We start from the raw sequence: 13,940 nt of genomic DNA on the forward strand, positions 1-13,940 counted from the left end.
TTGAGTTGGATGAACGCTCGTATTCGAAGCAGACAAGATAAATTCTTTATTTTATGGGAGATGGCATAGCGAAGGTCCTTAGCCGTGTTTTAGATAAAAATTAATGGTTTAAGCTAAAGATTAAATCCGGATACAACCCTATAATCGGGTTATATCCGGATTTTTTTATTCTGTCAAGGGGGTGAAACCGTATAAATGCATTTAAAGGAAAGATAGCGGTACACGCCATTACATGGGGCGACAACCATCTGCAAGCGCTTAAGGAAGCTTCCAAGCTCGGTTATCGGGCGATCGAGCCATGGCCTTCTTTTGCGCTTCAATATGAACAAAATATCGCGCAGTTCAAAGAATTGCTGGCTCAGTACAACTTGGAATTGGCGGCGCTCTACGGAGGCGTTACGGGAGCTATGTCCAGCAAATTTACAGATCCGTCCAAAAGGCAGGAGATTCTGGATTATAATGTGCGGCTGGCTCGAATAGTTTCGCAATGCGGAGCAGGGCATTTGGTGCTTGGCCCCGGTGGTCCCCGGCAAAGGCCGGCCAGCTTGGAGGAGCTGAAGACGGCGACTGCAACCATCGCCGAGACGGCGAAACGAACTTTCGAGCTGGGCGTCAAAGCCTGCCTTCATCCGCATTTATGGACTGAAGTGCAGAACGAGAATGAGCTGGATGCCATAATGGAACTATGCGATTCCGATGTCGTTTTCTTTGCGCCGGACACCGCCCAATTGACTGGAGCCGGCATGAATCCCGCCGAGCTGATTCGTCGCTACAAAGATAGAGTCGCTTACGTGCATCTGAAGGATGTTACGAAAGACGGCGCCGTTGCGGAAGATTTTCCGATGCTTGACGGAAACGAAGTGCCGATCTTTTGCGAGCTGGGGCTTGGTAAAATCGATTTCGACTCTATTATCGAAGCGTTGAACGAGGTTCAATATCAGGGCTGGGTGACAGTCGAGATCGACCGGTCTACAAGCACGCCCTATCGCAGCTTGGAAATTTGCAGAGACTTCGTGGAGCAACGACTTCGTATACCGGTAAGAGGATGTGAATAGGGGACTGTAATCGTTGCCGATAATGGATTATATTTAGTGCATGATCTAACGGGCGTGCAGTAAGCTGTAAGCGTTCGTGTCGGATGACGATAAAGGAAATTTGGAGGAGCGAATGATGGAAGCATGGATGAATACCATTTCTCCACATGTGAGACTCGTCAAAATCGTAAAATCTTCTTCCCTCTCCGGCGAGTGGATTGATTTTGACCATGTCTTTACCTATATCGAGCAAGGAGAAGCGGATTTTGTCTTAAACGGGGTAAAGTATCTGGCAAAAGAGGGAGATCTCTTTCTGATGCCCCCCTTGCTTCCGCATATCATTCGAACGACGTCAGACGTTCCCTTGATTCAATACATTGTGCATTTCGATCTTCATTACGACGAAATCCGGAGCGGCTGGAAGGAAACGGGGCTCATCAATGAGCAGACCAGACAAGTTCCCGAGAGGGAAAAAGCTTTGGACGCCGTTTTTCCTGTCTCTCATTTGCGTAAGGTGGACCGTATCGACTTGAAGAGAAGATTTCTGCTAATGCAAAAAAATTTCTTGGACGAGAAGTCCAACCGCGATTTAATGGGTAAGGCGATAGGCATCGAGCTACTTTATTTTTTCCTCAAGGGACAAAACGGCAGCAACGAGCAGGAAGGCAAGATGACCAAAGGATGGGGTGTGCTTGAGAAATCAATCAACTTCATCAATGAGTGTTACGCCGATGCGGGGCTCGATAATGTCACGATCAGCGAGCATGCCGGCGTCTCGACCAATCATTTATCCTTTTTGTTCAAGGAGCAATTGAATATAACGATTCATAAATATTTAACCCATGTGCGGATCGAGCAAGCCAAAGTGAAAATTATCGAAGGACACAAAACGTTGACGGCCATTGCGGAAGAGGTAGGCTTCTCCAGCATTCATTTGTTCAGCCGTTCCTTCAAGACGACGGTTGGCATTACGCCTAGCCAGTTTTTCGCCGCACATTCCACGATCCGCAAAGACGTATAAGAAGAGGAGCATTTTACTATTGCAAAATAAACAGATCGTATTCGCGGCGCCATGGCAGGTTGAGGTGCATGATGCAACGTTATTCATTTCCCGCATTGGAGATCATGAGGCGTTAGTTAAAAAGAGATATACATTAATCAGCCCGGGTACGGAGCTTGCATGCTTGTCCGGAAACGAAGGGTGGTTTGGCATGCCCGGGGTGCCCGGGTACGCCTCGGTGAGCGAAATTATAGAAGTAGGCAATGGCGCCCGGCAGTTCAGTCCCGGCGATCTTGTTTTCCATTACGGCGATCATTCCACTTATCAAATCGTTCCGACGACTGGTGTGTTTTTGAAGGCTCCGCAGAATGTTCCGTTAACTTGGGTTCCTTTCACGCGGATGGCGACGGTGGCCTTCACCTCGACTCGGGTGTCGCAAATTGAATTGGGAGACAACGTCGTCGTTACGGGGCTGGGGCTGATCGGCAATATGGCTTCCCAATTAGCCAAGCTGCAGGGAGCGAATGTGTTCGGAATCGATCTGTCGAATCAACGATTGAAGATGGCGGAAACGACGGGGATTGACGCGGCTTTGCATGCAGGACGCGGGGATATTCGGGAAGAGGTAATGAGGCTGACGAAAGGCGAAGGCGTGTCTGTCTTGATTGAAGCGACCGGAGTGCCGAAGGTAGCCGTCGATAATTTGCCTTTGATCGCCAAGTTCGGGGAGCTGATTCTTCTTGGCAGTCCGCGGGGGCAGTATCAGACCAATGTCACCGAGATGCTGAATTACGTTCATTTGATCAATTACGGCAGCATTGCCTTTAAAGGGGCGCATGAATGGCGTTATCCGGTGGAGAAAGACTCGTTCGTGAAGCATTCCTTAGTGCGAAATTCGCAAATCGTTTTTGATTTAATGGCGAAGAACAAGCTGAGCATCGAACCGCTAATCAGTCATATTCTTAAACCGGAGGAAGCGGCGTCCGCGTACGAAGGATTAAGAAACGACAAAGAGCATTACTATGGCGTTTTATTCGATTGGTCTTAAAAACAGCAGTATTGCGATTATTCTATTTTTCTGATGGAGCTGGGGTATATGTTAAGAGGATTGACCCGGGCGGGATTAGGTAGGGTCGGCGATGATAAGCGGTTGATTGAGTTGGCAGCGGAAAATGGATTTCAAGCTGTGGAAATTGATGCGGCAGGCTTGATTGAAACTTACGGGCTGGAAGCTGCTAGGGAATTGCTGAATTCGTACGGAATGGCGATGGGTGCTTTCGATCTAGGCGTGGATTGGCGGAACGGTGAGGAAGAGTTTCTGGACGGTTTGGCTTTGTTGGAGGCTCGCGCCAAAGCGGCGGCTTTGCTGGGAAGCGATACCTGCTGCACGTATATATTGCCTTCGACAGCCCTTTCCCCGGCAGTTCTGGCCGTACAGGCGGTTCGCCGGCTTAGACGATGCGCGGATATTGTAGGCGTATACGGTGTGAAGCTGGGCCTTGAATTCGTCGGTCCGCATCATTGGCAAACGACTTACAAGCATCCTTTCATCCATACGATGGAGGATACATTAGCGTTCATGGATGCAATCGACAGGCCGAATGTCGGCTTGCTATTGGATTCTTATCATTGGCACACCAATGGCTTAACGACCGGTGATCTGGAGCGATTGTCGTCTAATCAAGTTGCGTACGTCCATATTAACGATGCCAAATCGATGCCGATCGAGCAAGTATTGGATCATGATCGGCTTTATCCGGGAGAGGGCGTTATCGATTTGAGCGGATTTTTACGCAGCTTGCGAAAAATCGGCTATACGGGCGTCGTTGCGCAAGAAGTGTTGATGCCGTATGGCGATGACGTTCAACCAACGACGGAAGAGGCGTTCCTTCGCTCGAAGGCAGGCTTTGACCGGGTGTTTTCAACGCTTGGCGACGTGTAACTACAGCTGCAAAACACTACGAATGAAATAAAAGGCAACATAAAAACCGCAGGACACATCCGGTAAACCCAGACGTGTCCTGCGGTTTCTGTCGTTTTTCTTTAATCCTCGCTTGCTACCTTTGAGAAGAAGGAGAGAGCATAAAGCGCTGCGACACCAACGACGATATATACGATTCGCGACACAACTTCTTCCGTACCCCCGAAAAGTTCACTGACGACGTCGTAATTGAACAAGCCAACGGATAACCAGTTTAAGCCGCCTAGGATGACCAGAATAAGACTGATTACGTTAAGTACCTTCATTAGAAACAGCCTCCTTAATGGGGTTCTCAACTTTTTTTGGAGCAACGGTCTGATATAGGTGTGCTGATTCTTGGTTGCATACTTTAGGTTTATGAGCAGCTGCCGCAGGATATGCCAAACAAGCCGCATTTTTTGGAGTTTAAGGGAGGTCGATGCACATGGGCGCTGGCATAAATGATCTGGCTTACTTGTTGAACCAGTATTACTGTGCTGGCTAAAGATGTGTCCGCCATGGCAGTTTTCTATCGGGAAGTCATTGGATTTAAAACAGTGATCGAAGAGAATCATTATGGGTAATATCCATTCTATCTTTACGGTCAATCCAACGGAATAAAAATGAATAACAGTATGTACTACAATTAGTATACAGAGCTTGGCGAGATTAAAGCCGTCACTCTATATTTTTTATGTATCGAGTCAACAAGGAGTCATTCTCCGAAAAGAATTCAGACAAACTCTTATTTTGGAGGAGAGGATCGAGCGCGTGCTCGTCCTATACAGACAAATAAAGGGTCTACGAGTCCTCAAACGAGGAATCCCAGACCCTTAATTTATTAGCAATTAGCCTGCAATACCCTTATCGTGATGATCGCAACTTACTTCTCTAACACCGTATATCGTAACAAAGAGGTGGTTCGATCACTCTTGGGGGCGAGTGCCAGGCTCCAAGCCCGTAGAAGTGGCTGTCTTGATAAGCCGGACCGTTACGTCACTATGCAGCCGAATTTGGCAAGATAGCCGGATAGCGGCATCCTCGATTCCTTTGTTACGGAGGACTGTCGCTTCGGCCTCTTCCATCTCGCCCACATTCCCAGAGAGCACCTCTACGGCACATGTCGTGCACCTGGCATTGCCACCGCATCTGTGCAGGATGTCGATCCCGCTATCCTCTAACGCAAGCACGAGTTTCGTCCCTGCAACTGCCTGAAAGGCGTCTCTTCCTTCTACTTGAATCGTCGGCATTGGCCATTCCTCCTCGGATTGTTCATCCTCATATTTTCCTAATCTGCTTATATTAAACCATTACCTTCGTGAATAAGTCCAATTGTATAGCCATTTCGTAAAAAGAATCCGATAGTTGGAGTGATTGGATTTCTGATGAGGGGTATCCGGTGACGGTGGGCTGATTACCTTGCAAATATAAATATAGCGCCTGATAACGTTCGTACATGCGGCGCTCTTTTACTTTTTTCATCGCTTGCTTTTACTTCTTCTAGTCTTATTGTGTTTTCCATCTTCATTCCCTGCCTGTCTGATCATGTTTCATTACTTATTCGACAAGCAGGTATGAGTTTCCTTACCATAGTTTTCTAATCTTTAGTTCAACTTATATAGTCTTAAAGAAGAATTTCTTCATCAGAATCAATTTGCGCTAGAGACTGGATAATGACACTGTTCAACCTGATGCTGGGCATAGCTGAGGCCGATTAGTTGCGGTGGCATAATGAAGCCAAATAATCATTTAGTTCTTTCAGACTTAAGGCTGTCGTGCTTGCAAAGAAACCCAATCGTTCCCGTTGGAAGTCTTGCCCTCAACCATAGTAATTCACGACAAATCAGGGTATAAATATTACCAATTTCGTGTTATAGTCGTATAGTTCTAGTTCATGAGACATATTACCCATAGGAGTGAGTTAATTGAAAAAAGCAATTATTATGTTAATGCTATTTGCAACCTTATTCAGTATACTTCCGGTTATTGGCAATGCAACTTCTCGATCAGATGGTAAGGAAATTGTCGAATTAACAAAAGGGATAGAGCACAAACTTAATGAGAAAGGCTTCGTAACTTATGTGAATATAGATGATTTACCAGAAGACGTGGCCGATAACTTTAGACGGATTGGCGTTGCTAGCTATGGGGGCTCAAAACCCGACATCTCTCGTTTTAAATGGGTCGATTTCATTACCGCGTCTAGTTTATATGATGATACAAGAGGATATGGATCGGTGTTACCTCAATCAGGGACTTATTATCCTATGACTATCTTATATGACGTAGATAACATGCCATTAGCGTATCAGATTGGAACAATTGAATTTACAGGAAACACTACTGATGCTGGCTCTTCAGGTACTGGTAGTAATGCTTCACTAGATCACTTGGAAGCTACTGAACAGGAAATTGTTCTTGGCGTAGGTAAATCTCAAAAGTTAAAAGTGTATGCTATATATACGAACGGTGAAGAAAAGGAAGTAACTGCTGATAAGGGGTTAGTTATTCGGTCCGAATCAGCTGCAATAGCCGATATTAAAAAAGGGATAGTCACTGCAGGAAACAAAGTAGGATCAACGAATCTAGTTATTACTTATTTAGGGAAGAAATTAACGATTACCGTTAAAGTAACAAAAGATACTGCTATGTCGATTAAAGCATCCACTAAGAAAACAATATTAACCGTTGGCGACACGAAGCAAATTAAGCTAGCAGGTACTTTTTCGGATGGTAAAGTCAAAGATATAACGAATTTAGCAGTTTGGACAACGGACGACAATGACATTGCGGACATTGATACTGGCGAGGTTGAAGCGGTAGCGGAAGGGACGACAACCATAACGGCTAATTATAATGGTCTTACAGTAGCTATTGAAGTAACCGTTATCTCAGAAGAAGAGGAGGAAGCCATTCAATATGTGTCCCTTGTAGCTTCTAATAAGAACATTAAACTTCTTCCTGGTGACGAGAAAACAATTCGCATTTATGGTTTTACGGAGGATGGTCAGAAAGTAGAAGTGACAGATGAAGTATTATGGCAAACTAGTAAAAGTGACGTAGTTGATGCAGATTCAGGCATATTGACTGCGGGTAAACCAGGTAAGGCAGTTGTTTATGTAAGCCATGGCTCGACGGAGTTTGCATTTAATGTAGAGGTAATAAAAGAAAAGGATGTCAAAGCTGTTATTTCAAGCCCATCAAAGATTGAAATTAAAAAAGGATCAGAAAAACAGTTGTTTGCAGAAGCGCTATATATTGATAACGTTAAAATTGATGTGACCGATCGCGCTGTCTGGACTGTTAAGAATGACAGCATTCTAGAGGTTGACGGTGGTACTTTAACGGCATTGAAAAAAGGCAAAACAATCATTACAGTAAAATACAAAGGTAAGTTTACAAACATTGAAGTTACTGTAAAATAGCTCATTATGATGACCCGCCATGTGAATACTGAGCGGGTCTTTTCTATTTCAGTTGACTCCGGATATCTCGGCTTAATATCAAAGGGAGTAAGGCTAACTTTGTTTTGTAAGCCCAGTCCCATCCCACGCGTTCATTTATTATAGAGGTTTTCTTTGTGTCCATCTATTCGGGGCAGAATCAGAGGGCTGTTACGGCCCTCTTTTGGCTTTCCATTCAACAGCTTGCAAACAAGAAGTCGGAGAAAGGATCTAAAATGGCTGAATTAGCAAGGTCTATAGAGATAAATTCCCACTAAGCAGGAGACCGAAGCAGGCAGCGTTCAACAGAAAAGTAATGCCAGCGCCGATCAGTAATCCTTGAACGATACCGCTTTTTTTACGGAAAATAAGGATAGCTGGAAGCAAGTATATGAGTTGTGCGATGCTGATAAAGAAAAAGGCGATAGGAAAAAGGAAAAGCAACAAATGCAGCACGGCCAACAGACCGATTCCGAGCCATACCTGCTTGGTATGGCCAGGCGATTTGCCAGAAGGCAATACGTCTAGCTGCTTGTTATCCTCATCACTCATTCCACTCATTGATTTTACCTCCCGGGCGCATGTCAAATTCATTTCTCAGCTCGGCCAGCTTCTTCTCCTGATCACCGCGATAAAACATATTGTACGTGTCAAAAGGAATGATTCGTCCATCGGGATGTACGATGTGAACGCAAGATTTTTTGACGGAGCGTACATCAAAATTGTATGGATCTAAAAACTGCATAATGATGACACGGAAAACATTATCATAACTAATGTTGTCTGGCACGGCGACCATCGGCAAGCAGCATAGCAGGTTTTTCAGCGAAAGCGCTGAAGAGGTGGGGGAATGAGCAGTCGAAAACAGCTCGAATATTTTTGCCTTCAGTGTTTGATCCTGCTCGAACACGATCGTGTTGCGGCCGCCCTCCAGTAAGATTTGAGGGTCCATTAATCCGGTAAGCGGCAGCACATCCCCGCCAAGCTTCAAGGCGTAACCCATCGCCAAACAATCGGGGTGGCATGGCACCGGAATAATATCTTCAGGGCGAAAAATGCCTGATTGGTCAATGATTCCTTGCCGCACCTCACTAAGGGTCAAGCGATCCTTCGCCGGATCGTAATCTTCCAATCGCCCTGCCGCTTGGATAGGCTGGAAGGTCACGCCGCGTACGGCGGGCTGCTTCAGGCCGAATTGAATAATGTCGCCGATCTCATGATCGTTCAGTCCTTTTTTAAGCGTAACGACCAGCGTGGTCGAGATATTGAATTCGTTCAAATGCTCTAATGCCCGGAGGCGAACGTCGCGTAAATCAACGCCGCGAAGCTCTCGCAGCGCCTCCTCCTGGAAGCTGTCGAACTGTAAGTATATTTCAAAGCCGGGCATATATTCGGCTAACCGCTTGGCGAAGCTGCGGTCCTGAGCAATGCGGAGGCCATTGGTGTTTACCATAATATGCTTGATTGGCTTGCTTTTGGCGAGGTCCAGTATTTCGAAAAACTGCGGATGAATCGTAGGCTCGCCCCCGCTAATTTGCACAATGTCGGGCTCGCCCTCGTTGCGGACGATGGCATCGAGCATTTTCTCGATCTGCTCCAGTGAGCGCCACGAGCCCTTGTGCGGGGAGGACTCTGCATAGCAAATCGGACATTGCAGATTACAGCGGTCCGTGACCTCGAGCAGCGTCAGGCAGCTATGCTGCTCATGATCGGGACATAGTCCGCAATCATAGGGACAGCCATAGCGAATCGGTGTGTTCCATTGCTGCGGCATTTCCGCAGGCTTCAGGAATTCGCGGCATTTCTTATAATAGGCAGCGTCGCTTGCTATCAGTACCTTTTCCCGTCCGTGGTGTCCGCAATATTTGAGCAGAAACACTTGATTGTCCTCAATGATGACTTTAGCTTCGACCTTGCGCAAACATTTCGAACAAATGCTGTTCGTTAGCTCGTAGAAAATGTAGGGTCTGTTTTTCGTTGTCACCGTTACAGCTCCTTCCTTTGTGCACGCAGCGGATGCCCCAGCCACTTGTATATCAAAGCAAAGTAATAGATTAAGCCTGCGAGGCAAGCCAGCTGAATATTGTTAAGCCCGAGATAAACATGAGGGGTCGGCTTTATAAAATCGACGGCCAAGCGGAATAAGAGATATCCCGCCATAAAAATCTGGAAAATCGCTCCGTCAGGAAATGCGTCTCTTTTTTTCCATCGATAGAGCATCCAGCCAAGCAGAAGCAAGAAAGCAATTTCATAAAGCTGTGTCGGATGCCTGAGGATGCCGTCCCCAAAATCAATGCCGGTTATCCAAGGTGTCGGCGTGCCGTAGGTATGATCAGTAAGCCCGGTCATAAAGCAGCCGATGCGCCCAATGACCATGCCTACCACAATCGGCAGCGCCATATCATCGCCAGTGGAACGGGTAATGCGGACACGCTTCTTCATCCACTCCACACCGATCAACCCGCCTAGCAGTCCGCCGACTATCGTTTTTCCTTCCATTAAATAGGTGTAGCTGTGCCAGTTTTCGATTGTCCGCAGGGGGTCCTCCAGCCAATACAACATTTTAGACCCGATGGCAGCTCCTAAAATGGCCCCGACAATGATCCACATGCCCTGCACAATCGGAAGCTTATCTTTGCTGCGGGTGTAGAGGTACACTCGAAAGCCGATAAAATAAGCAAGCGCTTCAAACACCACATGAGGATGCAGCTTTATAAAGCCAAGATTGATCCAAATAGGGAAGGTCATTGCGTTCTCCAGTTTCATTTTTTGGATTTATTTTCTATACATTCGCTAGCGGAAATAGATAATCCTTTTTGTTCACAATGGATGAGGTGTGTTATGGTTTCAATGTTATGACTACATTTCCTTTTTTGTGACCTTGATCGACATACCGGTGCGCTTCGACCATTTGCTCCAGCGGATAGCAGCGATCAATAACCGGTTTCAACTGGCCGGTCTCAGTAAGCTCTTTGAGAAATACTAGATCTTCTTTGCGTGTGACAGCTGTTCCGCCGACAATTTTCTTGTCTGTTGTCATCGAATACCACAGTCCTTTAATATCTGATCCCACCAATCCCGTATGCAGATAATATCCTTTGTTCTTCAGCGAGCTATTGCATTGTGGTAGCGAAGTCTTGCCTACTGCGTCAAAAATAATATCATAGGTCTCGCTGTTTTTTGTAAAATCCTCTTTGGTGTAGTCAATGACCTTATCAATTCCTAGAGACTTTACCAATTCTATATTCTGAGTACTGCATAACCCGGTAACTTCTGCCCCAAAGTACTTAGCAAGCTGCACCGCAAAAGTGCCTACACTACCCGAAGCGCCGTTGATAAGCACTTTTTTTCCGGGCTGGATGTTGCCTTTTTTGAGGAAAAACAGAGCGGTAACTGCTCCTATAGAAAGAGTAGCGGCTTCCTCATAGGTCATATTGTTCGGTTTTGTTACCACTGCTCCATCCTCAGGCAGACATTTATACTCGGCGTGGGCACCAAAATTCGCCTTGAAGGTCGATGCAAAAACCTGGTCACCTGCCTTGAACTGTGTTACATCTTTGCCGACTGCTTCAACTTCACCAGCTAATTCCATTCCAAATATCGGTTTTCTTGGTTTTCTAAAACCTAAAGCTATTCGACCGGGGAGCCAAAACATGGGGGGGACTGTGAAACTTCGCATTCTACAGTCTCCGGCGTTTACGGTTGTCGCATGTACTTTTATTAATAGTTCATTGTCTTTTGGCATAGGTTTTTCGACCTCTTTGAGCTGAAGAACCTCGGGTGATCCGTATTTTGATGCCACAATAGCTTTTATAAATATTCCTCCTTATGATAGGTTTACTGCTGTTTGCATGATCGTTTTCGTTGTTGCCGACTCGGAAGCGAAGGCTGATAAATTGAATCCTTTAACGATAAGCCATACCGCTAAAGTCATTTCATATAAGGCTACCGGAATCGCCAAAATGGCTCCCCATGTTGAAAGCTGAAGAATAACACCGAACATTTCCAACAAGGCAGCGATAAAAATAAGTGTCGCTCCAGTAAGGCCCATGACAGATATAAATCGGGGAACGAGTTTTGATTTATAGAGCAAATAACTGCACATCATCGTGTTAACGCCCAGCATGAAATTTGGTCCAAGCATAAAGGTCCAGTCGTGTACGGCTGTTAATAAAGTGCCTGAGGTTTGAAAAGAGGAAGCATTCGGAGCTGCGGTTTCTACAAATTCCTGACTTAAGGTCAATAGGGATAGTACGCTGACTATACCAACAGTAATGATAACTGCTTCAAGGAACCTGAAGCAGACATACCCAAGAGCGATACTTTCATTTTGCTTTCTTAATAATGGATACAGCATAATCGAAGTGCCAATAGCTGAGCAGACAAGAATTAACTCGAAAAGCGCTCCCAGTACCACTTGGTTTTTATGCTCAAAACCTGTAGTAAGGTAATCAGGATCATTTAGAATAGGATCGTATAAGAGAAGGCCTATTATCGACGTAACCGCCGCAAGAATAAATAATACACCTACAATGATTGCGGTTTTTCTGTTAGAAATCATTTTTTTATCTCCTCCGTTTAAATATAGATTTGATAATAATTAAATATACGTCTTCTTCATCCAATCCGATATACCAAGACCCTCTGATTCGTGTAATTCCTCGACATCATCCATTCGAATCAATGACCCGTCTTTGATTGCGATGAAGCTATCTAATACCGATTCGATTTCCGTTATCTCATGGCTCGTCATGATTAAGGTCTGCGATTCCAAATCGACATAAGAAATCATTCCTTTCACGATAGATTGACGCACCAACGGATCAAGTCCAGATAATGGTTCATCCATTAAAATATAAGGCGCTTCTCTGGCTAGAGTAAGCACGATTTTTAACCGGCCGCGATTTCCTTTTGAGAGATCTTTGATTTTCTTATTGGGATCTAGCTGCATATATTTCATGATATCCTCAGCCTTAGCTATATTGAAGTCAGTAAACTGAGTAGCCTGAAAGACCAGTGCTTCTCTTACCGTGAATATGGAATAGAACGAATCATGCCCTGACATGTAAGAAACGAGCTTACTGATTCTTCGATTCGCGATTTCTCCATTAACGGTTACCGATCCGCTTGTCGGATGCGAAAGACCTGCAATAAGCTTCAATAATGTTGATTTTCCGCTGCCGTTCTCGCCCACAATGCCTATGATCTTACCCAAGGGCAGCGCTAATGAAATGTTCTTAATGGCAGGACGTTTCATATACTTCTTTGAAACATTAGTCAGTTCAATCACATTACGCATCCCCTTTATCCATTTTGTTTAAGTGGTCCTGTAGTCCGGATATGATCTCATATGAGCTGTATCCCATTTCCTGCATGACCTGAACAAACGTTAGAATCTGCTCTTCTTTCAAATTCCCGCGTAGCTGAATCAGTCGATCTTCATGTTCGGTGACGAACGTTCCTTGACCGCGTCTTGTTTCCAAAATGCCCTCACGCTCCAGTTCGCTGTAAGCACGCTGAATGGTATTCGGGTTGACGTTGTAGGATAACGCCATATCACGGACAGATTGAAGCTTCTCACCTGCTTTTAACTCTTTGCTTACAATCAGTCGATTGATCCGATCTGCCAATTGCAGATAGATTGGTTTTGTAGAATTAAATTCATCCATCCAACATTACACCTCAACTTTCCTATCCATGATCCAAGCACTCAAATAAAATAGTCCAACGACAACCATAAAGTGATACAGATATTCTCCCGCATATAGAGGTATGGGATCTATTGCGAATGTCGGAAAATTCGTTTCCATGCTTAGCCATTGCGTTAATAACTTATATGGTTTAGAGGAATCGATTAAGGCGCCTACCCAGCTTGGGATGATAACCGCACCAAGAAGCGCTAACCAGGTCCAACGTCCAATTCTATATTTTAGCGCATGGTGTATGGACCATAAGAGTATCACGAAGGCACTAATCATAATGGAGATCAAAAAAATATGAGGGAAAATCAGCAATCCCGCCTTCAAAGTATCCGTCCAATACGCTTCAATTAAACTGAACCTCGAAATAATCAGGGAGCCCGCCATCAAATATAGAATAACTAAGGATACAAACATCATGGCAATCCCATTCAATACTTTACTTAAGAGTAAGGTGGAGGCCGAACGGGGATCATGCAGCCAGAGGTGCAGCTGATCGGCCTCTGTTCTCAAGCTGATAAACAAGATGACCGGAAGATAAAAAATATGGAGAACAACAGCAACTAACAAGGGTATAAACAAGAATAAGTTATCGCCAGTATTCATATCCACGTACAACGTTAACAATAGAACCAAGAAGTTAATGACAAGCCCTATGAAAAAAACAGTTCTTGTCAATCGAAAATCCTTTTTGAATAAAGCTGCCCATTCGGTCATTTATATCTCCCCTTTAATTTGAAATGCTAACCATGAATTATTGTATTAGTGAGATAGTACACTAATTCATTAATTCATGTCAATGGG

The 13,940-nt window shown here is 45.0% G+C and carries 15 protein-coding genes; 5 read left to right on the top strand and 10 right to left on the bottom strand.

What is annotated here, in order from left to right:
- The first annotated feature begins 248 nt into the window (after positions 1–248).
- From RCO25_RS17115 to RCO25_RS17130, 4 genes are all read left to right on the top strand, one after another.
- Entirely contained in the window at positions 249–1,055 is an 807-nt protein-coding gene (locus RCO25_RS17115; protein ID WP_308997385.1) for a sugar phosphate isomerase/epimerase family protein, read from the top strand.
- Positions 1,056–1,167: 112 nt separating this feature from the next.
- Positions 1,168–2,055 (top strand): AraC family transcriptional regulator, encoded by an 888-nt coding sequence (locus tag RCO25_RS17120; RefSeq protein WP_308997352.1) that lies wholly within the window; start codon positions 1,168–1,170, stop codon positions 2,053–2,055.
- Between the two features lie 19 nt (positions 2,056–2,074).
- Entirely contained in the window at positions 2,075–3,082 is a 1,008-nt protein-coding gene (locus RCO25_RS17125; protein WP_308997353.1) for a zinc-dependent alcohol dehydrogenase, read from the top strand.
- Positions 3,083–3,130: 48 nt separating this feature from the next.
- Positions 3,131–3,976, top strand: coding sequence for a sugar phosphate isomerase/epimerase family protein (locus RCO25_RS17130; protein WP_308997354.1), 846 nt, complete (start codon positions 3,131–3,133; stop codon positions 3,974–3,976).
- A gap of 101 nt (positions 3,977–4,077) precedes the next feature.
- On the opposite strand, the gene RCO25_RS17135 is transcribed toward RCO25_RS17130, so the two are convergent.
- Together RCO25_RS17135 and RCO25_RS17140 are read right to left on the bottom strand one after the other, a co-directional pair.
- Positions 4,078–4,281, bottom strand: coding sequence for a DUF378 domain-containing protein (locus RCO25_RS17135; RefSeq protein ID WP_308997355.1), 204 nt, complete (start codon positions 4,279–4,281; stop codon positions 4,078–4,080).
- Between the two features lie 639 nt (positions 4,282–4,920).
- Positions 4,921–5,244, bottom strand: a complete 324-nt coding sequence (locus RCO25_RS17140; RefSeq protein WP_308997356.1) for a 2Fe-2S iron-sulfur cluster-binding protein — start codon at positions 5,242–5,244, stop codon at positions 4,921–4,923.
- A gap of 675 nt (positions 5,245–5,919) precedes the next feature.
- On the opposite strand from RCO25_RS17140, the gene RCO25_RS17145 reads away from it, so the two are divergent.
- Complete coding sequence (locus RCO25_RS17145) at positions 5,920–7,419, top strand: Ig-like domain-containing protein (RefSeq protein ID WP_308997357.1); 1,500 nt, start codon at positions 5,920–5,922, stop codon at positions 7,417–7,419.
- A 273-nt stretch (positions 7,420–7,692) separates the two neighbouring features.
- On the opposite strand, the gene RCO25_RS17150 is transcribed toward RCO25_RS17145, so the two are convergent.
- The 8 genes from RCO25_RS17150 to RCO25_RS17185 all read right to left on the bottom strand — a co-directional run bounded on the left by RCO25_RS17150 (position 7,693) and on the right by RCO25_RS17185 (position 13,853).
- Positions 7,693–7,998: a hypothetical protein gene (locus RCO25_RS17150; protein ID WP_308997358.1), complete on the bottom strand. Its 306-nt coding sequence runs from the start codon at positions 7,996–7,998 to the stop codon at positions 7,693–7,695.
- Positions 7,982–9,421 (bottom strand): radical SAM protein, encoded by a 1,440-nt coding sequence (locus tag RCO25_RS17155; protein WP_308997359.1) that lies wholly within the window; start codon positions 9,419–9,421, stop codon positions 7,982–7,984. The genes RCO25_RS17150 and RCO25_RS17155 overlap by 17 nt, the downstream gene beginning before the upstream one ends.
- A gap of 2 nt (positions 9,422–9,423) precedes the next feature.
- A complete protein-coding gene (locus tag RCO25_RS17160; RefSeq protein ID WP_308997360.1) occupies positions 9,424–10,185 on the bottom strand; it encodes a prolipoprotein diacylglyceryl transferase in 762 nt (253 codons plus the stop codon).
- Between the two features lie 91 nt (positions 10,186–10,276).
- The gene (locus tag RCO25_RS17165; protein ID WP_308997386.1) at positions 10,277–11,251 is read right to left on the bottom strand and encodes an NAD(P)-dependent alcohol dehydrogenase; all 975 of its coding nucleotides are present in this window, start codon (positions 11,249–11,251) and stop codon (positions 10,277–10,279) included.
- A gap of 12 nt (positions 11,252–11,263) precedes the next feature.
- Positions 11,264–11,998, bottom strand: coding sequence for a DUF4386 domain-containing protein (locus RCO25_RS17170; RefSeq protein WP_308997361.1), 735 nt, complete (start codon positions 11,996–11,998; stop codon positions 11,264–11,266).
- Between the two features lie 39 nt (positions 11,999–12,037).
- Positions 12,038–12,727 carry an ABC transporter ATP-binding protein gene (locus RCO25_RS17175; RefSeq protein WP_308997362.1) on the bottom strand — a complete coding sequence of 230 codons (690 nt, stop codon included), beginning with the start codon at positions 12,725–12,727 and terminating at the stop codon, positions 12,038–12,040.
- Position 12,728: 1 nt separating this feature from the next.
- Entirely contained in the window at positions 12,729–13,106 is a 378-nt protein-coding gene (locus RCO25_RS17180; protein ID WP_308997363.1) for a GntR family transcriptional regulator, read from the bottom strand.
- Positions 13,107–13,112: 6 nt separating this feature from the next.
- Entirely contained in the window at positions 13,113–13,853 is a 741-nt protein-coding gene (locus tag RCO25_RS17185; protein WP_308997364.1) for a hypothetical protein, read from the bottom strand.
- Between the last annotated feature and the right edge of the window lie 87 nt (positions 13,854–13,940).

Origin of the sequence: Paenibacillus sp. LHD-38, assembly GCF_031157315.1 — a bacterium.
Taxonomy (GTDB): Bacteria; Bacillota; Bacilli; order Paenibacillales; family Paenibacillaceae; genus Pristimantibacillus.

Excerpts from the sequence above, each read along its gene's own strand:
- RCO25_RS17150 (WP_308997358.1), bottom strand. The coding sequence starts at position 7,998 with ATGAGTGGAATGAGTGATGAGGATAACAAGCAGCTAGACGTATTGCCT.
- RCO25_RS17180 (WP_308997363.1), bottom strand. The coding sequence starts at position 13,106 with ATGGATGAATTTAATTCTACAAAACCAATCTATCTGCAATTGGCAGAT.
- RCO25_RS17170 (WP_308997361.1), bottom strand. The coding sequence starts at position 11,998 with ATGATTTCTAACAGAAAAACCGCAATCATTGTAGGTGTATTATTTATT.
- RCO25_RS17185 (WP_308997364.1), bottom strand. The coding sequence starts at position 13,853 with ATGACCGAATGGGCAGCTTTATTCAAAAAGGATTTTCGATTGACAAGA.
- RCO25_RS17130 (WP_308997354.1), top strand. The coding sequence starts at position 3,131 with ATGTTAAGAGGATTGACCCGGGCGGGATTAGGTAGGGTCGGCGATGAT.
- RCO25_RS17135 (WP_308997355.1), bottom strand. The coding sequence starts at position 4,281 with ATGAAGGTACTTAACGTAATCAGTCTTATTCTGGTCATCCTAGGCGGC.
- RCO25_RS17140 (WP_308997356.1), bottom strand. The coding sequence starts at position 5,244 with ATGCCGACGATTCAAGTAGAAGGAAGAGACGCCTTTCAGGCAGTTGCA.
- RCO25_RS17160 (WP_308997360.1), bottom strand. The coding sequence starts at position 10,185 with ATGACCTTCCCTATTTGGATCAATCTTGGCTTTATAAAGCTGCATCCT.
- RCO25_RS17120 (WP_308997352.1), top strand. The coding sequence starts at position 1,168 with ATGATGGAAGCATGGATGAATACCATTTCTCCACATGTGAGACTCGTC.